Below are 21,265 nucleotides of genomic sequence, written 5' to 3' on the forward strand. Positions count from 1 at the left end.
GCCCGCGCCGCAGCCGCGCACCGTCGGCAAGGACGGCAAGCCGCTGACCGTGCGCATCGGCGCGGCCGACAAGGACGCCGCCGCGCTCGCGGTGGCCAATACCGCCGCCGACCAGTTGCGCAGCGCGGGCATCGACGCCACGGTGCGCAGTGTCGCGGCCGACGAGCTGTACGGCAAGGAATTGCTCGAGGGCACGGTCGACGCCATCGTCGGCTGGGAGGTGGCCGGTTCGGACCCGGCGACGGTCCTGGCGTCCCGCTATGGATGCCCGCCACCGGCGGTGCCGGGGGTCACCGGCCCGGCGCAGGCCATCGCCGAGGCGGCGCAGCGGGCGCCGAGCAACCTGTCCGGCGTGTGTGATCCCGGCCTGCAGCCCGCGATCGACGAAGCGCTGCGCGGGGTGGATGTGGGCCGGGTGCTCGCCGAGGCCGAGCCCAAACTGTGGGCCATGGCCACGGTGCTGCCGATCGTGCAGGACAACGCCGTCGCCGCGGCGGGCCCCCGGGTGGACGGAGCCTCGCTCAGCGGCGCCATCCAGGTCGGCATCTTCGGCGACGCGTCGCTGTGGCGCAGGATCCCGTGACCTCGGCGGCAACCGGCGGGCTGCTGCTGGTGCACGCCCACCCGGACGACGAATCCATCACCACCGGCGGGACGATCGCGCACTACCGCCGTCGCGGCGTGCCGGTCACCGTGGTCACCTGCACCCTCGGCGAGGAGGGCGAGGTGATCGGCGACGAATGGGCGCTGCTGGCCGCGGACCACGCCGATCAACTCGGCGGCTACCGCATCCTCGAACTCACCCGGGCGCTGGCCGCACTGGACGCCGGTCCGCCGCACTTCCTCGGCAGCGCGGGCCGCTGGCGCGATTCCGGGATGGCGGGCACCCCCGCCGCGAGCAAACCGCGGGTGTTCGTGCGCTCCGGAGACGAGGCGGTACAGGCCCTCACCGAGGTGGTGCTGCGGGTGCGGCCGCAAGTGGTGGTCGGGTACGACCCCAAAGGCGGATACGGCCACCCCGACCACATCCGGGCACACGAGATCACCACCTCCGCCGTGCACGCCGCGGCCGACCAGGGCTGGGACACTCCGAAGTTCTATTGGACGGTCACCGACGCCGACATGCTGCGCCTGCACACCGCCGCGCTGGCCCGGCGCACCATCGAGGGTTTGCCCGGCGCGCTGCCGCAGGGTTGGCGGCTGCCTGCCGAAGGCGAACTCGCGTGCGTGCCCAGCCACGCGGTGACCACCACGGTCGACGTCTCCGACGTGCTGACGGCCAAGCGTGCCGCGCTGCGTGCGCACGCCACTCAGGTCACTGTCGCGCCGTCCGGGCGGGAATTCGCCCTGTCGAACAATGTCGCCCAACCGGTGCTGCCGGAAGAGCACTTCGTCCTCGTGCGCGGTTCGAGCGGTCCGCTCGGGCCGGACGGGCGGGAGCACGACTTGTTCGCGGGTTCGGACTGACCGAAGACGCCGCGGAGATAGCCCTCGCATGTGGTTCGGGCGAAATGGAATTCTCGGCCGCGTTCGCTGAAGTGTTCGCGCTCAGCGCGTTCCTGATCGTCGGCACGGTCTTCTGCTCGGCCGGTGCGCCGTTCAGGACAGGCCGACCGGACCGAGCGTGATCACCGGCCACGGCGGGCTTTCCCGACCGTTCTCCTGGTTCGCTGCCCGCGAGCGGGCGCTCGCCATCGCGGCGCGAGAAGTATGCAGTGGTCGCGAACCTCCCGGTGGACGGAGGGAACTGATCATGTGCGTGGGAACGCCGGAATAGACTCGCCAGTATGTACAACTGGGAGCTCCAGCACGCGATCGCGGCGTTCGTCGACAGCATGAAGCCGCACTGGCAGGAGCAGCACGACATGTATATGACGGTGCTGTACGCGTTTGTCGACATGCAGAGCCACCTGTTGACCCTCCTCGGTTATCCGCCGGTGCCGTGACGACGCAAGTCGACGACCAGGCTCCCGCCGCATCCGGAGCCACCCGGCTCGCGGTCGGCCGCGTACTGGCCCAGGTGATCCTCGCCGTCCTGGTCTTGGACGCGCTGCTCACCTTGTCGATCGAGGTGTTGTACCTGCCGACCTATCTCGGGTCCACCGCGTTCCCGATCGCGGCTGCCCTGGCCGGTGCGGTGAACGTGCTGCTCGTCGCGGGCGTGCGGTCGGTCACCCAGCGCACCTCGGCCATGGCACTTCCGCTGGCCGCGTGGGCGTTCGGGTTCCTGATCTGCGCGAGCGTCGGCCCGGGCGGCGACATCCTGCTCGCTAGCGACGGGCGCACCGCGCTGCTGCTGTTCTGCGGACTGCTCCCGCCGCTCGCGTACATCTACTTCCAGATGAACGCCGGCGTGGTCCGCCCGCGCTGACCCCAGTCGAGCCGGACGGCACGGTGGTGATCACGGTGTCCGTGCGCAAGCCGGACCGCCCGGTTGTGCAGCGGACGTGACCACCGGTGGTGGGTTCGAACTGCGCGAGCCGGACTGTGACAGCGACACCGCTATCTTTGCGGACAGTGCCGACCAGGGCCGGACCAGCGAGGCGGGAGGGGCCGCACCGCGAGCTGTCAGCGCGTGCCGAGCCGCCCCGGCGTCACGGCCTCGATGAGCTCCCATGCCTGGTCGATCGGGATGTCGACCACCGCGTAGCGCTTCTTGCCCGCTGCGGTCGCCGCGACCACCGTGGCGACTCCCGCGCGGCGCTGGAAGAAGGTCTGACGCACGGTCCAGCCGATCACACCGGGCGCCTCCAGGCAGTCCCGGTCCCGATCGAGGGATCCGGAGCGGGTGACCAACCAGGTCGGGTTGGTGGCCGTGCGGGAAAGTACGGCGTGGCCGAGGCCGCGATAGCGGTCTTCCGCCAGGGCGATCGCCACCGGAACGGCGAGGCCGGGCAGCAACCACCACCATGGCGAATAGCCCGCTCCGGCCAGGCCGAGGTAGGCCATCGCGACGGCGAGGAGAGCGATCGGCGCGAGTGCGCGCGTGTGCCTGCGCCGCCGTGCGGCCGGGCCGTGCACGACCAACGGTGCGCGGCCCGGCGCCGGACCGGCGTCCGATGCCCCTGCGCCACTGGGCCTCGCGTCCCGGGGGACGGGAATATCGTTGTCGCGCATCTTGTCCGGGGCGAGCAGATGGCTCAGGGTGTGTTCGACCGCGCCGCGCGGTGCCTGCGGCAGTATCTTCTGCCGCGGGTTCTCGCCGGTCATGATCGCCTCTAGCTCGGCGGCGCCCGCTAGGCGCAGTAGCAGCGGTTCCTTCACTGTTGCCCCGCGCAGGCGGGCCAGATCCAGGGTGATCTGCCGCGTGGTGAACAGGCCGTGGCGCAGCTGCAAGGTCTTGCCGTCATCGCTGACGCGCAGCCCGAAATAGGTGGCCAGGTAGTGCGCGCACGCGGCGCCGCTGACCACGAGGACGATCGCGGACAATAGCGCGGCACCGGCGAGCGCCAAGGCCGGCCCGCCGCCGTCTTCCACGTCGTGCACGGCGTCCGACTGGAACACGATCTCGCCGAGTCCGTACTGGAAAGCGACGCCGACGATCGGCGCGACGATCGCGAACCCGGTCAGCGACAGCGGGGCGTAGCGCACCCACGCCGGGCGCCAATGCCCGATCTCATGCGCCGGGGTTCGTGTCGTGGCGAAACCGGCAGAGGCGTTCTCCGGCGGTACTTTTCGTTCCTCGGCTGCATCCACCTGGCCCGCCGTGTGCGCGAGCAGCGCGGTGCGCAAGGGCGGCACCACCTGCGTGTCCAAGGCGTCGAGCTTGAACTGCTCGCCGGAATCGGCCTGCTGCCCCGTCCCGATCGCCAGGACCGCGAGCCCGAGCACCCGATGCAGCAGGTCCGCTTCGATGTCCACCGAACGGATGCGCGATCGCGGCACCGACAGCTTCTTGCGCTGCAGCAATCCGGTCCGCAGCTCGACGTGCGTCGGTCCGACCCGGTACGTCGTGGTGAACCAGCGGGTGAGCGCGAACCCGACGATCAGCACCACCGGGATGATGCTCCACACATGGTTGCCGCTGCTCGTACCGAGGATCACCGAACCGATCAGCACCGGGATGAACCTCACCACCTCGGTGATCGGATGGACCAGCAGCATCCGCTTGTCCAGCCGCTGCCACGGCTGCTCCGCCTGTGCGGTGCCCGCATCAGGAGGATCTGCGGTGCGCTCGCTCATGGCGCCGCCTCGCCGGCGCTCGGCGTCGCCACGAGCGAGGGCTCGGCTGTGCTGGTAGGTCGCTCGCTGCGCTCGCTCATGGCGCCGCCTCGCCGGCGCTCGTTGTCGCCACGAGCGAGTGCTCGGCTGTGTCGGTCGGTCGCTCACTCATGTCGCGTCCCCGCGGTGCTGGGCGGCGATCCGGGTCAACCGGGTCACGGTCTCCTCGGCGATCGGGAGATCGAGGGCGGTGATCTGCACCGCGCCCGCAGAGGAGGCGGTGGTCACGGTGACTGTCGCCAGGCCGAGCAGACGTTCCAGGGGTCCGCGTTCGGTGTCGACCGTCTGCACCCGCGAGATCGGCGCGACCCGGCTCTCCTGGGTGAGCCAGCCGACCCTGGTGTACACCGCCTCGTCGGTCACCTCCCAGCGGTGCACGGTGTACCGCCACCACGGCACGACGCCGATGTTCAGCGCGGCCAGCGCCACCGTGACCAGGAAGACGCCGAGTTGCCAGCCGCGGTGCGCGGAGTCCAGCAGCGCCCACACGATCTGCGCCGCGAAGGGAATCACCCAGGCCATCGCAGCCTGCACGGTCCACAGCAGCTTCGCCTTCGGGCTGGGGCGCCAGGCCGGGTCGGCCAAGATCGTGCGCGACTGCGACATGCTGCCATGGTTGCACGATCGCGCACCCGATGTCGCAGGTAATCGCCCGCGGACCGAGGCGACGTCGTGCGCACCGGCACCACCCCCGGAATAGCCTCGGGCGCCGCACAGTTGTCAACGCTCGACGGCGGCCGCGCCCAGCGTGGGCGCCGCAGTGAGCGCGGCTGGTCCGCTTCGCCTCACTCTCGAGCACTGGAGGGAGACAGTTCCGGATGTGTAGCGCATGATCGAGGGCGTGACCGACCTACCGAACCCGAGCGTCCCGCCGGCGCCGCCCAGTCCATCGGCCATGCGCCGGGCGCTGCGCAGGGCCCGCGACGGTGTCACGTTGAACGTGGACGAGGCCGCGGTGCTGTTGCACGCGACCGGTGACGACCTCGCCGACCTCTGTCGCAGTGCCGCCCGGGTGCGCGATGCGGGGCTCGCCTCGGCGGGCCGTCCGAAGACGATCAGCTATTCCCGCAACGTCTTCATCCCGCTGACGCGCCTGTGCCGGGACAAGTGCCACTACTGCACCTTCGTCACCGTGCCGGGCAAGCTGCGCGCCGAGGGCAAGGGGATGTTCCTCGAACCCGACGAAGTGCTCGACATCGCCCGGCGCGGCGCGGCGCTGGGGTGCAAGGAGGCGCTGTTCACGCTGGGGGATCGGCCCGAGGACCGCTGGCCGGAAGCCGCCCAGTGGCTGGACGAGCGCGGCTACGACTCGACGCTGGACTACCTGCGCGCCGTGTCGATCATGGTGCTGGAGGAGACCGGCCTGCTGCCGCACCTGAATCCGGGTGTCATGTCCTGGGCGGAGATCGCCCGGCTCAAGCCGGTGGCGCAGTCCATGGGCATGATGCTGGAGACCACGGCGACCAGGCTGTTCACCGAGAAGGGCAACTGCCACTACGGCAGCCCCGACAAGGACCCCGCGGTGCGGCTGCGCGCCATCACCGACGCGGGCCGGCTCTCGGTGCCCTACACCACCGGCATCCTGGTCGGCATCGGTGAGACGATGGCCGAGCGAGCCGAGTCGATCATGGCGATCCGCAAGCAGCACAAGGCTTTCGGGCACATCCAGGAAGTCATCGTGCAGAACTTCCGCGCCAAGGACGACACCGCGATGCGGGACATGCCGGACGCGGGCCTGACGGAATTCCTCGCCACCATCGCCGTCACCCGCATCCTGCTCGGACCCGACGTGCCGGTGCAGGCGCCGCCGAACCTGGTGTCGCATGCCGAATGCCGCGCGCTGATCGACGCGGGCATCGATGACTGGGGCGGTGTGTCACCGGTGACGCCCGACCATGTGAACCCGGAGCGGCCGTGGCCGAATCTCGACACGCTGCGCGAGATCACCGAGGCGGCGGGCTATCAGCTGGTCGAGCGCACCTCCGCGCACCCGAAGTACGTGCGGGCGGGCAATCCGTGGGTTGATCCGCGCATCGGCGCGCACGTCGCTGCGCTCACCGATCCGGCGACCGGGTTGGCGAATCCGGATGCGCTACCGGTGGGCCTGCCCTGGCAGGAGCCCGACGAGTCCTGGGAATCGACCGGACGCGTCGACCTCAACACCGCCATCGATATCGATGGCCGCAACACCGAGCACCGCAGCGACGCCGGGCTCGGCCAGGACGTCGTCGGTGCCTTCGGCGACTGGGACACCATCCGCGAGCAGGCGCGCGATCTCGCGGTCGCGACGCCGCGGCGGCTGGACTCGGACGTGCTCGCCGCGCTGCGCGCCGCCGAACGCGACCCGGCCGGGCTCGGCGACGCCGAGTATCTCGCGCTGGCCACCGCCGACGGCGCCGAACTCGACGCGGTCGCCGCACTGGCCGATCAGCTGCGTCGCGACACGGTCGGCGACGACGTCACCTATGTGGTCAACCGGAACATCAACTTCACCAATATCTGCTACACCGGGTGCCGGTTCTGCGCCTTCGCCCAGCGCAAGGGCGACGCCGACGCGTTCACGCTGAGCACGGACGAGGTCGCCGACCGGGCCTGGGAGGCGCACGTCGACGGCGCCACCGAGGTCTGCATGCAGGGCGGCATCGACCCCGACCTGCCGGTCACCGGGTATGCGGACCTGGTGCGCGCGGTCAAGCAGCGGGTGCCGTCGATGCATGTGCACGCGTTCAGTCCGATGGAGATCGTCAACGGCGCTTCGCGCGGCGGCCAGAGTATCCGGGACTGGCTGGTCGCGTTGAAGGAAGCCGGCCTGGACACCATTCCCGGCACGGCCGCGGAGATCCTGGACGACGAGGTGCGCTGGGTGCTCACCAAGGGCAAGTTGCCCACCTCGGCGTGGATCGAGGTGATCACCACGGCGCACCAGGTAGGCCTCCGGTCCAGCTCGACCATGATGTACGGCCACGTGGACAATCCGAAGCACTGGGTCGGGCACCTGCGGGTGCTGCGCGGAATCCAAGACGAGACCGGCGGTTTCACCGAATTCGTGCTGCTGCCGTTCGTCCATCAGAGCGCGCCGCTGTATCTGGCCGGTGCGGCGCGACCCGGACCGACGAACCGGGACAACCGCGCCGCCCACGCGCTGGCCAGGATCATGCTGCACGGCCGGATCCCGAACATCCAGACCAGCTGGGTCAAGCTCGGGACCACTGGAACGCGGGTGATGCTGAACAGCGGCGCCAATGACCTGGGCGGCACGCTGATGGAGGAGACCATTTCCCGGATGGCCGGATCGCAGCACGGCTCGGCGAAGACCGTCGCCGAGCTGGTCGAGATCGCCGCGGGCATCGGCCGACCGGCCCGGGAGCGGACCACGACCTACGGCGTGCCCCGGCACAAGGTCGCCGCACTACCCCTATCCGTTGGCTGACCACTACGATCGTGCCGTGACGGTGAGCTGGCCGGGAGCGCAACAGGAACCCATCACCTGGGAGGCGTTCCTCGATATCGACGAGGATGTCCGGCGTGAGCTGGAGATAGTCGACGGCTATGTCGTGCCGCGGGAGCAGCGAGGCCGCGACCACCAGAAGGTGGGCACGCGGCTGTCGTTGGCGCTCGAACGAGCTGCCGTCGAAGAAATGCGTCGCAGCCGAGAAGGTTCCTGCTACGAGACCAACACGGAAGTCGACGTCCCGCTCTGGGAGGTGCCGCCGACCGCTCGCAAACCCGATGCGGTATTGCATCGATGTATACCGGAGTTCGAGCAGCTTGCCGCAGAACACTGCCTGATCGTCGCCGAGGTGCTGTCGACGTGGTCGGCTCGCCGCGATCGAGTGCACAAGATGAGCGACTATTCCGACGCGGGCATTCCGCACTACTGGCTGGTCAGTTTCGACAAGGTCGGTGCCCTGACGATCGAGCGCTACGCACTGTCCGGGCGCACCGGCCCGTACACGCATATCGGAACATCGCACCGCGATATGGGTCCGGTCGCGGTATCGGTCTCGGATCCGTTTCCGCTGGAACTGCTCTGGTCGGATCTCGAAGTTGCGCCGCAGCTGTAACCAAGGCCGCAGAGAGGGTGCTGTTGTCGCGGTCCTGGCCGTACCCACGTCGTGAGCGGGATTTCGCCGCTGCGACCGCAGCGTATCGCGGGTGGCGGGACATCCGAGTTAGGCAAGGCTGACCAGTAGTAACGTGGGGTGGCCGGGATAGGGTTTTGTCGGGCGGACTATATACCGCAGGCGAGGACAGACTAGGAGAGCGGCAGTGCCGTACATCATCGCTGAACCGTGCGTTGACGTGAAGGACAAGGCATGCATCGAGGAATGCCCCGTTGACTGCATCTACGAGGGTGGTCGCATGCTGTACATCCATCCCGACGAGTGCGTGGACTGTGGTGCATGTGAGCCGGTGTGCCCGGTGGAGGCGATCTTCTACGAAGACGACACCCCGGACCAGTGGAGCGGATACGTGAACGCCAACGTCGATTTCTTCGACGAGCTGGGCTCGCCCGGCGGCGCCACGAAGGTCGGCAAGGTCGACTACGACCCGCCGTTCGTCAAGGAACTGCCCCCGATGGCGAGTGAGTGAGATCTGACGTGTCACCGCGTGGCCGGGTCAGCGGTCAGCTGCCCGATTTTCCCTGGGACACCATCGCTTCGGTCAAGGTGAAGGCCGCCGCTCATCCCGGCGGGATCGTCGATCTGTCCGTCGGCACCCCCGTCGACCCGGTCGATCCCTTGATCCGCGCGGCGTTGAACTCCGTCGCCGAAGTGCCCGGATACCCGACCACGCACGGCACCCCCGAGCTCCGCGCGGCCGCGGTCGACGCGCTGAAGCGGCGCTATGGGATCACCGGTCTCGATCCTGCCGCGGTGCTGCCCGCCATCGGCACCAAGGAACTGATCGCCGGGCTTCCCCGGCTGCTCGGTCTCGGCCCCGGCGACTTGGTGGTCGTCCCCGAGGTCGCGTACCCCACCTACGAGGTGGGCGCGCTGTTGGCGGGCGCACAGGTGCTGCGCGCCGACGGGCTGACCCGGCTCGGTCCGCAGACGCCCGCGCTGATCTACGTGAACTCGCCGTCCAACCCGACCGGCCGCGTACTCGGCGTCGATCATCTGCGCAAGGTGGTCGCGTTCGCGCGCGAACGAGGTGCGATCGTCGCCTCCGACGAGTGCTACCTGGGACTGTCTTGGGAGGGCCGCGCGGTTTCACTGCTCGACCCCGAGGTCTGCGACGGCGACCACACCAACCTGCTCGCGTTGCATTCGCTGTCCAAGACCTCCAACCTGGCCAGTTACCGGGCCGGATTCGTGGCGGGCGACCCGGCCCTGGTAGCCGAGCTGCTCGAGGTGCGCAAGCACTCCGGCATGATGGTGCCCTTCCCGATCCAGGCCGCGATGACGGCCGCGCTGAGCGACGACGCGCATGAGTCGCAGCAGCGTGAGCGGTACCGGGCACGCCGCGATGTGCTGCGAAAGGCACTGGTGGAGGCCGGTTTCCGGATCGATCACTCGGAGGCGGGCCTGTACCTGTGGTCGACACGCCGCGAGCCGTGCCGTACCACGCTGGACTGGCTGGCCGACCGCGGCATCCTGGCCGCGCCCGGCGACTTCTACGGCCCCGGCGCGGCCGCGCACGTGCGCATCGCGCTCACCGCGACCGACGAGCGCATCGCCGCAGCGGCCGAACGCCTCACCGCCGGCTGAGGGCGGGGCGGCTCGCGCTGATCCTGACCGGCGAGCGTGTCGGCAGCCGCGCGCGTCGCGCCGGGAGAGCTAGCCTGTGGTATGGACGCTGTCACGGTTGTCCCCACGCCGAGTAATGAGCCGGTGCATTCCTACGCGCCGGGCACGCCGGAACGCGAGCTATTGATCGGCAAACTTGCTGAGCTGACCGCCGAACCGGTCGACGTGCCGCTGGTGATCGGCGGCAAGCACCGGCCGGGCATCGGCGAACGACACGACATCGTTGCGCCGCATCGGCACCGACACGTGCTGGGGACCTATACCGACACCACGCATTCGGAAGCACACGGAGCCATCGACGCCGCAATGGCGGCCGCACCGGGTTGGCGGGCGCTGCCGTTCGAGGAACGCGCCGCGGTGCTGTTGCGCGCGGCCGACCTGCTGGCCGGCCCGTGGCGGGAGACCGTCGCCGCCGCTACCATGCTCGGCCAGTCGAAATCCGCCCAGCAGGCCGAGATCGACGCGCCGTGCGAATTGGTCGACTTCTGGCGGTTCAACGTGTCCTTCGCGCGCGGCATCCTCGCGCAGCAGCCGCAGTCCAGCGCCGGGATGTGGAACCGGATGGACTACCGGCCGCTCGAGGGGTTCGTCTACGCGATCAGCCCCTTCAATTTCACCGCGATCGCCGGTAATCTGCCGACCGCTCCCGCGCTGATGGGCAACACCGTGGTGTGGAAGCCATCACCCACCCAGACCTTGTCGGCGTTCCACACGATGCGGTTGCTGGAGGCGGCGGGCCTGCCACCCGGCGTGATCAACATGGTCACCGGGGACGGTGTGCAGCTGTCGGAGGTGGCGCTGACCGATCCTCGGTTGGCCGGTATCCATTTCACCGGCTCGGCCAAGACGTTTCAGCATCTCTGGCAGCAAGTCGGCGCGAATATCGGCCGCTACCACGGCTATCCGCGTCTGGTGGGGGAGACCGGCGGTAAGGACTTCATCGTCGCGCACTCCTCCGCCGATCCGGATACGTTGCGCACCGCCCTGATTCGCGGCGCCTACGAGTATCAAGGCCAGAAGTGCTCGGCGGCATCGCGCGCCTATATCGCGCGATCGGTGTGGCGTGCGATGGGTGACGACTTCCTGCACGTCGCCGAGGAGCTGAGCTATGGCGACGTCGCGGATCTGTCGAATTTCGGTGGGGCGCTGATCGATCGACGGGCGTTCGACAAGAATGTAGCGGCCATCCAGCGAGCCAGGGATGCCGGTCTCACCATTCCGGTCGGCGGCACCTACGACGACAGCGAAGGCTGGTTCGTCCGGCCGACCGTGTTCCTGACCGACAACCCCCACGACGAATCCTTCGCGACCGAATACTTCGGACCGATTCTGTCGGTGTACGTCTACGACGACGCGGAACCCGGCGCGTACAGCGCCATTCTCGCCGAGGTCGAGTCCGCCGCGCCTTACGCGCTGACCGGCGCGGTGTTCGCACGAGACCGAAACGCGATCGAACAGGCCGACGCCGCACTGCGATTCGCGGCGGGCAACTTCTACGTCAACGACAAGCCGACCGGTGCGGTGGTGGGCCAGCAGCCGTTCGGTGGCGCCCGCGCCTCCGGTACCGACGACAAGGCAGGCTCGCCGCTGAACTTGCTGCGCTGGGTCGCGCCGCGCACGATCAAGGAGACCTTCGTTGCGCCGGTCGAATACCGCTACCCGCACATGGACACGTGATACCGCCGCTGCGGACCTACACCAGCGATTTCCCCAACCGCATCCGGATGCGCAGGTCGGCCAGATAGGCATTGAGCGGGAACATCCGCACCGGCCTCGGCAGCCGGGTCTGCACCGCCGCGATGGCCCGCAGCAGCCGATCGAAGCGACGCTGATCGCGCTCGGTCCAGGTCATGCCCATCTCGTTGCGCAGGTGCTGGGGCAGCAGGCCGGTGACGACGAACCGCTGCAGCCTCGCGAAGACCGCCTGCACCGGACGCGGCATCATCTTCAGATCGATCAGATCTTCGAAGTAGTCCCGCAGGGCCGGTTCGATGGCGCGTTGCTTCAGGTTCTCATCCCAGTACCGTTGGAACTCGGCACGATTCGCGGGCCACATCTCCCGCCGCATCTGCAATGTGGTGCCAAGGCGGGCGGCGTAGTGATAGAAGGCGTCAGCGGTGGCGGGGTCCATCGGGCCGTGCATCCGGGTGTACAGATCGTCGATGCCCCAGTACAGGCACGCGGCCACCCACAGTTGCAGGTTCGGGTCGAAGGCGTTGTATTTCACCGGGCTTGCCGCGGTGGAGTGCACCGGGCGGTGCGAGACATTGACCGCCGCGCGGTAGGCGGCGCGTTCGGCGTCCGAACCCAGGAGCGCGACGGCGAGGTAGGTCAAGGTGGTGCGCAGCCGCTTGACCGGGTGCAAGGTCACCTTGCCGCTGTCGACGGTGCTCTCCAAGACACCGCGGCCCACCGGCCGCAGGCTCAGCTGCAGGATGACATTGGCGGTGCCGCCGAGGAACGCGGCGATTCCGTCCAGATATTCCGCGACGGTCTCCGGGGTCAGAATCGGGTCCGGATCCGGCTCGTGCTCGGTGGTGCCCAGCGGCGCGGTCATCGTTGACCTCGTCTTTCGGTATCCGCCCGACCCAGAGCCGAGCAATGAGAAGATTATGCCCTCATCTTCTCATTCTCTTGTCAGCCCTGTCAATCGGCGCGGAACTGCCGTGATGGTATGCGATGCTGGAAGTGTCATTGTTTCGCCGACGCGGAGAGGGTGGAGGCATGGCCACGCTGACCAGACTGCTGCCGCTCGTGCGCAGCTCGGCACCGGAGGACCGCAATCAGGCCCGTGTGCTGGACGCGGCGCTGGTGGCGTTCCTGGACTTCGGCATCAAACGCACCAGCATGGTCGAGGTCGCGCGTCGTTGCGGGCTGTCGCTGGCCACGCTCTACCGGCGCTTCGCCAGCAAATCCGATCTGATCAAAGCCGTCGGGCTGCGCCAGACCCGGGAGTTCATCGAGGAAGTCGACGCCGCGCTGCAACGGCAGGTCGATCGCGACGCGAGTGCCGAGGATCAGATCGTCGAGTTGTTCGCCGCGTTCATCACCGGCCTGCGCGGAAACCGGCTGATCCACCGGCTGCTGGCGACCGAGCCCGAACTCGTGCTGCCCTACCTCACCACCGAAGGCGCCCCCGTCATCGAACTCGGCAGGGACTACCTCGCCGAGTTCATCACGCGGTTACAGCGCGAGGGCAAGCTGCCGGAGTACGACCCGGAGCCCTTGGCCGAGATGATCGCCCGCACAGCGCTTTCGCTGGCGCTCACCCCGCAAACGGTGATCCCGCTCGGCGACGACGCCGCGATCCGGCAGTTCGCGCGCGACCACGTGGTGGTGTCGTTCCGGGTGCCGTAGCGATCTCGGGATCGGCGCGAGCCTGGTCAGCGGAAGTGCGGTTGCCCGCTCATCATCGCGCCGAGCGCGGCGAGGACGTCGGCGGTCTGCTCGGCCGCGGTGCCGCGGGTGTGCGCCGTCACCGCGAAGCCGTTGCCGTAGGACGCCGAGGCGACCTCCGGCTCGCCGAAATCCGACCAGCCCCATTTGGTGCCGAGCACGAACGGCCAGCGTGCGGTGCCCCAATCCTGTTCGGTGCCGTCTTGGGCCATGGAGCCCGCGGCGGCCATCCACTCGAAGATCGGCGATCCTGGGTCGGCGCGCAGTTTGGCGACGAGGAAGTCGGATACGTTCGCGACGCTCGTCGCCCCGGCGCCCCAGCTGGGACCCGGAACCGTCTCGGTGAGGCCGTACTCCTGGGCGATGGCGGCGACCGCCTGCGGATATTTGGCCTCCATCTGGCCGGCGGCCGCGTCGTCGGAATAGCGGATCATCCGTTCGGCCAAGGCGCGGTCTTCGGCTGAGCCGTCGCCGTGGCGCAGGGCGTAGTCGGCCATGAACAGCTTGGCCAGCGACAGGCTCGAGCGCGATTCGTGTTCGTTGGCGGTGCCCCATCCGATGCCGAAGGTGGTGCGCACGGAGATCGCGGTGCGAGGCGGCACGGAAGCGGCGCCGCTCTCTTCGGGTTCGGCCCCAGCGACCGGCGCGAACAGTGCCAGGCACGCGCCTGCGATGAGCGCGGTCATCGTCATTCGATAGCCCATCTTTCCTCCTGGCTCGCGACAGCTGGATCGGACTACTGGAGCAGCGATTGCCCAGCGATTGCCGGAGTGAAACGGGTGGACCCGATCCGATCGCCTCAGACCAGGCGCAGGCCGAGCCGCCGCCGGATGCGCATATCCAGCAGATAGGCGTTGAACGGGAAGACGCGGATCGGCCGCGGCAGCCTGGCCTCCGCGGCGCCGACGGCGCGCAGGATGTAGCGGAGCGCGCGCTCGTCGCGTTCGGTCCAGGTCAGACCCATCTCGTCGCGCAAGTGCTGGGGTAGCAGGCCCGTGACGAAGAACCGGTGCAGCCGGGCGAATGCCAGTTGCGCCGGTCGGGGCAACATGTGCAGGTCGATGAGGTCGTAGAAGTAGGCGCGAACGGTCGGGTCGATGCTGGTTGCCGCGAGGTTCGCAGCCCAGTACTCGTCGAAGGCGCGCCGGTCGGCCGGCCACATGGATTCGGGCATTTGCAGTGTGGTGCCCAGCCGGGCGCCGAGCCGGTGGAAGGCGTCGGCGGCCGCCTCGTCCATCGGGCCGTGCATCCGCTCGTACAGATCCTTCCCGCCCCAGTGCAGGCAGGCCGCGACCCATAGTTGCAGAGCGGGGTCGAAGGCGTTGTAGCGCACCGGGCTCGACTCGGTCGAACGGACCGGGCGATGCGAGACGTTGACCGCCTCTCGGTAGGCGGCACGCTCCTCGTCGGTGCCGAGCATCGCCACGGACAGGTAGGTCAGAGTGGTCCGCAGACGCTTGACCGGGTGCAGCATGACCTTCCCGCTGTCGACCGTGCTCTCGACTACGCCATAGCCGACCGGTGGTGCGCTGAGCTGCATGATGACGTTCGCGGTGCCGCCGAGGAATCCGGCGATGCCGTCGATGTACTGCCCGATGTCGAAGGAGTCCGGCGATTCGGGCCGATGCGTCGCGCGAAGTGGCTTGGTCATCGTTGACCTCGCAGGAACTGAGAAGGCTATGCAACAACTTTCTCACCGCGTCAGCGGGGTGTCAACGATCCGCGACGCGGTGCCCGGCCGGATGTCGCAGGGGAGCCGACGAAGTAGCGTGGTCGAATGCCGTTCGCCCCACCGCTGCTGCTCAGTTCGCTGAACCCGCTCGCCGTCGCGGGCGGAGCGGACATCCCCGACGCCGTCACCATCGACGGGACCATCCTGTCGCGCAGCGACCTGCTCGGCGCCGCCACCTCGGTAGCCGAACGCGTCGCGCGCGCGGAGCGGGTGGCGGTGCTGGCCGAACCGACCGTGGAGACCGTCCTCGCGGTGGTCGGCTGCCTGATCGCGGGCGTCACGGTGGTGCCGGTGCCGCCGGACTCCGGCACCGCGGAGCGGGCCCACATCCTCGCCGACTCGGGCGCGCAGGCGTGGCTGGGGAAGGCGCCGGAGGACAGTGAGCTGCCGCGGGTGCCGGTCCGGCGGCACGCCAGGTCCTGGCATACCTATCCCGAACCCGACCCGGCCACAACGGCTTTCGTGCTGTACACCTCGGGTACCACGGGTCTGCCCAAGGGTGTCGTGTTGAGCCGCGGCGCCATCGCGGCGGGCCTGGACGCGCTCGCCGACGCGTGGGCATGGACCGCGAACGACGTTCTGGTACATGGACTCCCGCTGTTCCATGTGCACGGTCTGATCCTCGGCGTGCTCGGCCCGCTGCGGGTGGGCAGTCCGCTGATCCACACCGGTAAGCCGACTCCGCAGGCGTACGCGGAAGCCAAAGGTTCGCTGTACTTCGGCGTGCCCACCGTGTGGTCGCGGGTTGTCGACGACCCCGACGCGGCAAAGCAATTGGCCGACGCCCGGCTGCTGGTTTCTGGAAGCGCGCCGCTGCCGGTGCCCGTATTCGACCGGCTGCGCGAGCTGACCGGGCACGCGCCGATCGAGCGCTACGGCATGAGTGAGACCATGATCACGTTGTCCACCCGGGCCGACGGTGAGCGCAGGCCGGGCTGGGTCGGCACGCCGGTGCGCGGTGTGCGAACCCGGCTCGTGGACGAGTCCGGCGCCCCGGTCCCGCACGACGGGGAAAGTATCGGCGGCCTCCAAGTGCTCGGCCCGATGCTCTTCGACGGCTACCTGAACCGTCCGGAGGCCACCGCGGAGAGCTGGACCGACGACGGCTGGTTCCGCACCGGCGACGTCGCCGTCATCGACCCGGAGGGCTTCCACCGCATCGTCGGCCGGGAATCGGTGGACCTGATCAAGTCCGGCGGCTATCGCGTTGGCGCGGGCGAGGTGGAGACGGTGCTGCTCGGCCACCGCGCCGTCGCGGAGGCCGCGGTCGTGGGACTGCCCGATGATGACCTCGGCCAGCGCATCACCGCCTTCGTCGTCCTGCGCGGCGCGGCCACCGAACGCGAATTGATCGACCACGTGGCCGAACAACTTTCGGTGCACAAACGTCCCCGTGAGATCCGCGTGGTCGACGCCTTGCCGCGCAACGCCATGGGGAAGGTGCAGAAGAAGTTGCTGAGCTGAGGGGATCGATCGGTTGACCTCGAGTGAGGTCAAGGTTCTACGGTCGCCACATGACTTCGACGCTGACCACCGAACAGATCGATTACCTGCACACCCAGCGCCTCGGCCGCCTGGCCACCGTCCGCCCCGACGGCACTCCGCAGAACAACCCGGTCGGCTTCCGCTACAACGCCGACCTCGGCACCATCGACATCGCGGGCTGGAACATGGGTGCCTCCTGGAAATTCCGCAACCTGACCACGAACTCCCACGTCGCATTCGTCGTCGACGACGTCGCCTCGGTCCAGCCCTGGCGCGTCCGCTGCCTGGAAATCCGCGGCACCGCCGAAGCGCTCACCGACGTCGATCCCTACATGGCGGGAGTCTCTCGCGAAATGATCCGCATCCATCCGGACCGCGTCATCGCCTTCGGTTTGACGGAAGAGGCCCTGGACAACGCCTGACCGCTCCGGGCGGCGTGCACTCAGATCTCGGCAGCCCGGTCATTGGAAGCTGATCGTTCTTCCTGTGCACGCCGCCGACTCGCGAGGCGTGCTTACTCAAAACCCGTGCTCACCGTGGTCAACGGCCCCGCCGTCGGCTGCTCCTTCGCCGTCGCCACGGACGGGACCGTAGCCCATGGGGTCGGCCTATGGAACCAGCGTCGTGGCGTCAAATCCTCGCGGGGCGCGCACCACGGCGCCGTGGACGCAGCTGGTACAGGCGGTACCAGGCCAGCGCGAGGAAGAGGACCCCTAGACCGGCCGTGACGCCCATATCGAGCAGCCACGTGCCGAGGGTGTGTTTCCACAGCGGGTCGGCTGCGCCGGTGTGCGGTGAGAGGTTGTCGAGGTCGAGGGTGGCGGCTCCCGCGCCGTAGCCCCAACGGGACGGCGATAGGTAGGACAGTTGGTCCAGGACGGGTGTCCCGGGGAGCCGCACCAGACCGCCGGTGAGCACCAGCTGCGCCATCGACAGCACGATCAGCAGCGGTAGCGTCTTCTCCGAGGTGTTCACCGCCACCGACACGAGCAAGCCCAATGCCAGCGATGCGACGCCGATCGTCGCCATCGCCAGGATCAGCTCCAGCTCGACCGAGGTGAACACCCCTTTCGCCGGCATGGTCTCACCAATGGTGCCGATGAAGAACAGCACCACCGACTGAAGGATGGTGATCACCCCAAGGACCAGGAGTTTGGACATCAGGTAGACCCCGGACGACAAGCCCGCCGCGCGTTCTCTGCGGTAGATCGTCTGCTCTTTGACGATCTCGCGAATCGAGTTGCCGGTGCCGACGAAGCATGCGGCGAAGATCAGAATCATGAGCTTGGTCGGGGCATCGGTGTTGGTTCCCGGCGACCCGGTGAAACCCTCGCCCGACGGTATCGCGACGATCAAGCCACCGAGCAGCAGGGGCATCACGCCGAGCAGCGCCAGATAGCTCCGGTCCGAGGCGATGACCGCCAGATATCGCCTGCACAGTGTGCTGAGCTGGCTGAGCTTGGACTGCGGCGCCGGCGGCGGCGCCGGTGGGCGCTGCGTTTCCGCTGGGCCGACTTCGTCGGTCAGTCCGACCGCCACGTACTGCTGGAAGCGTGGCGAAGCCCGGAATTCACCGGCCCAGTCGCGGTCCTCCTCGCGGTCGAACGCCTGGAACACCTCGGCCCAGCTGCGCTGCCCGAACTGCTGCAACCCCTCCTCCGGGGGCCCGTAGTAGGCCAGCCGCCCGCCGGGCACCAGAACCAGCAAGCGGTCACAGGCATCGAGATTCGCGACGCTGTGCGTGACGACGATGACCGTCCGCCCGTCATGCGCCAGTTCGGACAGCATCTCCATGACCGTTTTGTCCAGGCCAGGATCGAGGCCGGAGGTCGGTTCGTCGAGGAACAACAGGGACGGCTTGGTCAGCAACTCCAATGCGACGCTCACGCGTTTGCGCTGCCCGCCCGAAAGCCGATCGATGCGGGTATCGGCGTGCCGCGCCAAACCGAGTTCCTCGAGGACCTCGTCGACCCGCTGCTCCCGCTCCTCGCTGCCCGTGTCACCGGGGAAGCGCAGTTCGGCCGCGTAGAGCAGGGCGCGCCGCGTCGGAAGCTGGCTGTGCAGGATGTCCTCCTGCGGGACCAGCCCGATGCGATGCCGGAGCTCGTCGTAATCGGTGTACAGGTCGCGTCCGTCGTAGCGAACCGTCCCCTCCGTCGCGGGCCGCAACCCGGTGACCGCGCCGAGCAGCGTCGACTTGCCCGCTCCACTGGGCCCGATGACGCCGACGAGCGAGCGCTCTGGGATCGGGAAGCTCACCTCGTCGAGCAGCACCTTGCCTTCCGGAGTCCGGACGATGAGGTTCTGCACGGAGACCGACACGTCGCCGGTGTCGACGGTCTCGCGCAGTTCGTCGCCGACCAGCCGGGCCGTGGTGTGCCCCATGCCGATCAAATCGGATTCGGAGAGGTCTGCGGTGTGGACCCGGGAGCCGTTGACGTAGGTGCCGTTGTGGCTGTCGAGGTCGACGATCCGGTATCTGCCCGCGCCGATCGTACGCAGCTCGGCGTGATGGCGGGAGACCATGAGGTCATTCACCACGATGTCGTTATCGGCCGCGCGCCCGATCCGCATGGTGGGCGAGGTGATCCGGACTACCGTCCCGGCGGCCGCTGGAGCCGACGATCGCGAAACCCGGCGGGGCAGGCCCGGCTCGAACTTCGTGACCGTCGCTTCGTCGTCGAGTTGGTATCCGGGATCGGGGACGATCATCGTGTCGCCACCGACGTCACCGCCCGGCTCGGGCCCGGGTCCCGGTTGTCCCTCTACGGAACAGGCCAACTGCTCACCGTCGACGGCGTGACCGAGCTGAAACGTCTCGTCGTGGTCGATCAGCATCCGCTCGACTCGGTGACCCTCGAAAAAGGTCCCGTTGAGGCTGCCCCTGTCCTCGATTTCCCAACCGCCCGAACCGCGCTCCAGAACGGCGTGCAACGAAGATACCCGCGGATCGGTCACAACAATGTCGGCTGCCGGATCGCGACCGACGTTGTATGCACCCCCAGCGCGAAGCCGATAGACGCGTTCTCGTGTCTGTACCACAAGAACCGGCCCGTCGGGGAATTCCGTGGAAGACTCATCCGACATAGCGCGAGTATACGACTGAGTCGCACTGTCGCCGCAATAGTCGGCTCGCCCGCCAGCCAGTCGCGGCGTCCGTTTTCCTCCTGTGTCGCGCTCTTCTCCAAACCTTGCTGACCAGCGCGAATGCACACGATGAGCCGCCCAGGCGACCGCATCCTGCCACTGGAAAACGGGCAGCGAAGCCGCCGAACAGGACACCTGACCACGCCGGGCGGAAAATGCGTCGGAATTCGCGATCCGTGCCCGATCATGCAGACGCGCAATCTAAACGCAAGGTCGATCTCGAATGTTTCCCAAATTGTTTCCATCGCGCGAATTCTGTTACTTCGCGAATTCCTTGCCGACAGCGAGGGATGCCGATATAGATCGGCTTTCCCCTTACGAGCGGCGGCAGAGCCCCTGTTATGTGCCGTACACACGGCAGGCGCTCCTGCAACCTTCACAGACATCCGTGACGCCACCGGTGCTGCGGACGATTGCGGGCGGCACCAGCACTCCAGCCCCGGCCGAGGGCCGATTTCGCCGTGTCGGGTGAACACCGAAAACCGGCTCCTGCAAGGTCATCCATCGTTTCGCGGTGGAGTGCGGAGCACCGCGGCACGGCCAGGCCCCGGAGTAGGCTACCGGAGTGTCGTCCTCACAGGTCGCCATAGTTCTCGCCGTGAGCGCGGCCGTATGTATTGCGCTCGGGGCGGTGATCCGCCAGCGTGCCGCGGCACGGTCGGCCGATACGCCCGAATCTCCCGGGCTCATGGGTGGCCTGCTCCGCTCGCCCGACTGGTGGCTGGGAACGCTTGTAGGCGCCGGCGGATTCGCCTTCCAGGCGGCCGCATTGGGCAGGGGTGCGCTGATGCTCGTGCAGCCCCTGCTGGTGCTGTCGCTGCTGTTCGTGCTGCCGCTGGGCGCGTGGCTCAACGGGCGCTCGGTTTCGGCCGGCGACTGGGCCTGGGCGCTGGCCCTGACCGCCGGGATCGCGATTCTGGTGGTGGTCGGCGACCCCCGGCCCGGCGAACCGCACGCCGAGGCGTTGCACTGGGTACTCGTGGGGATCATCGCCATTCCGTTGTTCGCCGCCGCGCTGCTCGCTGCCCGTGCCTGGCCGGGGCCGCGGCGGGCGGTCCTGCTCGGCCTGTGCTCCGGCGCGCTGTTCGGCCTCGCCGCCGTGCTCGTCAAGGGCGTGGTCTCGACCGCAGGCCGTGGCGCGAACGCCGTGCTCGTCTCGGCCGAGACATACGCGCTGATTGTCATCGGTCTCGCCGGCACGGTGCTGCAGCAATACTCGTATCGGGCCGGAAGCCTGCACGCATCATTCCCGGCGGCGACGGTCGTCGAACCCATGGTGGTCGCAACCCTCGGATTCCTGGCCCTCGGCGAATACCTGGACGTGAACATCGAACTCGTCGCGGTACTGGTTGCCGCGCTCGCAACGGTGGTCTTCGCGACGGTCGCGCTCGCGCGCAGCAAAACCATCGACGCCGTCCCGGCCGACCCCGGCTCGCCGGGCCACACGCCGCAGTGGGACGCCCCACCGCAGCTCCGCCGCGACAGCTCGTAGCTTCCGCCGCACCGCACTCCGTCCGGTGAGCGCTCCGGGACG

The 21,265-nt window shown here is 68.5% G+C and carries 18 protein-coding genes and 1 pseudogene; 13 read left to right on the forward strand and 6 right to left on the reverse strand.

What is annotated here, in order from left to right:
* From NA4_RS41340 to NA4_RS10350, 4 genes and pseudogenes are all read left to right on the forward strand, one after another.
* A pseudogene (locus NA4_RS41340) lies at positions 1-583 on the forward strand (ABC transporter family substrate-binding protein); the annotation flags it as partial.
* Complete coding sequence (mshB, locus tag NA4_RS10345; RefSeq protein WP_067467809.1) at positions 580-1,467, forward strand: N-acetyl-1-D-myo-inositol-2-amino-2-deoxy-alpha-D-glucopyranoside deacetylase; 888 nt, start codon at positions 580-582, stop codon at positions 1,465-1,467. The pseudogene NA4_RS41340 and the gene mshB, both read left to right, overlap by 4 nt.
* Positions 1,468-1,787: 320 nt before the next feature.
* Positions 1,788-1,946 (forward strand): hypothetical protein, encoded by a 159-nt coding sequence (locus tag NA4_RS41345; RefSeq protein WP_169811011.1) that lies wholly within the window; start codon positions 1,788-1,790, stop codon positions 1,944-1,946.
* On the forward strand, positions 1,943-2,371 hold the full coding sequence (locus tag NA4_RS10350; RefSeq protein WP_084496958.1) for a hypothetical protein: 429 nt from the start codon (positions 1,943-1,945) through the stop codon (positions 2,369-2,371). Before NA4_RS41345 ends, NA4_RS10350 begins: the two co-directional genes overlap by 4 nt.
* 197 nt (positions 2,372-2,568) lie before the next feature.
* Here the strand turns inward: NA4_RS10350 and NA4_RS10355 are convergent, their stop codons facing one another.
* Complete coding sequence (locus NA4_RS10355; protein WP_067467707.1) at positions 2,569-4,182, reverse strand: PH domain-containing protein; 1,614 nt, start codon at positions 4,180-4,182, stop codon at positions 2,569-2,571.
* A gap of 147 nt (positions 4,183-4,329) precedes the next feature.
* Positions 4,330-4,827: a PH domain-containing protein gene (locus NA4_RS10360; RefSeq protein WP_067467710.1), complete on the reverse strand. Its 498-nt coding sequence runs from the start codon at positions 4,825-4,827 to the stop codon at positions 4,330-4,332.
* Positions 4,828-5,050: 223 nt separating this feature from the next.
* Here NA4_RS10360 and NA4_RS10365 point away from each other — a divergent pair, with 223 nt between their 5' ends.
* From NA4_RS10365 to pruA, 5 genes are all read left to right on the forward strand, one after another.
* Positions 5,051-7,651 (forward strand): bifunctional FO biosynthesis protein CofGH, encoded by a 2,601-nt coding sequence (locus NA4_RS10365; RefSeq protein WP_067467713.1) that lies wholly within the window; start codon positions 5,051-5,053, stop codon positions 7,649-7,651.
* A gap of 16 nt (positions 7,652-7,667) precedes the next feature.
* A complete protein-coding gene (locus tag NA4_RS10370) occupies positions 7,668-8,285 on the forward strand; it encodes a Uma2 family endonuclease (protein WP_067467716.1) in 618 nt (205 codons plus the stop codon).
* Between the two features lie 205 nt (positions 8,286-8,490).
* Positions 8,491-8,814, forward strand: a complete 324-nt coding sequence (gene fdxA, locus NA4_RS10375) for a ferredoxin (RefSeq protein WP_043697397.1) — start codon at positions 8,491-8,493, stop codon at positions 8,812-8,814.
* Between the two features lie 8 nt (positions 8,815-8,822).
* The gene (gene dapC, locus NA4_RS10380) at positions 8,823-9,932 is read left to right on the forward strand and encodes a succinyldiaminopimelate transaminase (protein WP_067467719.1); all 1,110 of its coding nucleotides are present in this window, start codon (positions 8,823-8,825) and stop codon (positions 9,930-9,932) included.
* 81 nt (positions 9,933-10,013) lie between these two features.
* On the forward strand, positions 10,014-11,648 hold the full coding sequence (gene pruA / locus NA4_RS10385) for an L-glutamate gamma-semialdehyde dehydrogenase (protein ID WP_067467722.1): 1,635 nt from the start codon (positions 10,014-10,016) through the stop codon (positions 11,646-11,648).
* Positions 11,649-11,664: 16 nt separating this feature from the next.
* Here the strand turns inward: pruA and NA4_RS10390 are convergent, their stop codons facing one another.
* A complete protein-coding gene (locus NA4_RS10390) occupies positions 11,665-12,528 on the reverse strand; it encodes an oxygenase MpaB family protein (RefSeq protein WP_067467724.1) in 864 nt (287 codons plus the stop codon).
* A 167-nt stretch (positions 12,529-12,695) separates the two neighbouring features.
* Between NA4_RS10390 and NA4_RS10395 the strand changes: the two genes are divergently transcribed.
* Positions 12,696-13,328 (forward strand): TetR/AcrR family transcriptional regulator, encoded by a 633-nt coding sequence (locus tag NA4_RS10395; RefSeq protein ID WP_067467727.1) that lies wholly within the window; start codon positions 12,696-12,698, stop codon positions 13,326-13,328.
* A gap of 26 nt (positions 13,329-13,354) precedes the next feature.
* Here the strand turns inward: NA4_RS10395 and NA4_RS10400 are convergent, their stop codons facing one another.
* A complete protein-coding gene (locus NA4_RS10400) occupies positions 13,355-14,071 on the reverse strand; it encodes a hypothetical protein (RefSeq protein WP_157128932.1) in 717 nt (238 codons plus the stop codon).
* Positions 14,072-14,166: 95 nt separating this feature from the next.
* Positions 14,167-15,018, reverse strand: a complete 852-nt coding sequence (locus NA4_RS10405; protein WP_067467731.1) for an oxygenase MpaB family protein — start codon at positions 15,016-15,018, stop codon at positions 14,167-14,169.
* Positions 15,019-15,144: 126 nt separating this feature from the next.
* On the opposite strand from NA4_RS10405, the gene NA4_RS10410 reads away from it, so the two are divergent.
* Together NA4_RS10410 and NA4_RS10415 are read left to right on the forward strand one after the other, a co-directional pair.
* On the forward strand, positions 15,145-16,563 hold the full coding sequence (locus NA4_RS10410) for an acyl-CoA synthetase (protein WP_067467734.1): 1,419 nt from the start codon (positions 15,145-15,147) through the stop codon (positions 16,561-16,563).
* Positions 16,564-16,613: 50 nt separating this feature from the next.
* Complete coding sequence (locus tag NA4_RS10415; RefSeq protein ID WP_067467737.1) at positions 16,614-17,006, forward strand: PPOX class F420-dependent oxidoreductase; 393 nt, start codon at positions 16,614-16,616, stop codon at positions 17,004-17,006.
* Between the two features lie 208 nt (positions 17,007-17,214).
* Here NA4_RS10415 and NA4_RS10420 read toward each other — a convergent pair whose 3' ends face one another.
* Positions 17,215-19,671: an FHA domain-containing protein gene (locus tag NA4_RS10420; protein WP_067467739.1), complete on the reverse strand. Its 2,457-nt coding sequence runs from the start codon at positions 19,669-19,671 to the stop codon at positions 17,215-17,217.
* Between the two features lie 625 nt (positions 19,672-20,296).
* Here NA4_RS10420 and NA4_RS10425 point away from each other — a divergent pair.
* Entirely contained in the window at positions 20,297-21,223 is a 927-nt protein-coding gene (locus tag NA4_RS10425; protein ID WP_084496960.1) for a DMT family transporter, read from the forward strand.
* Positions 21,224-21,265: the final 42 nt, after the last annotated feature.

This window comes from Nocardia amamiensis NBRC 102102, from assembly GCF_001612745.1.
GTDB lineage: Bacteria > Actinomycetota > Actinomycetes > Mycobacteriales > Mycobacteriaceae > Nocardia > Nocardia amamiensis.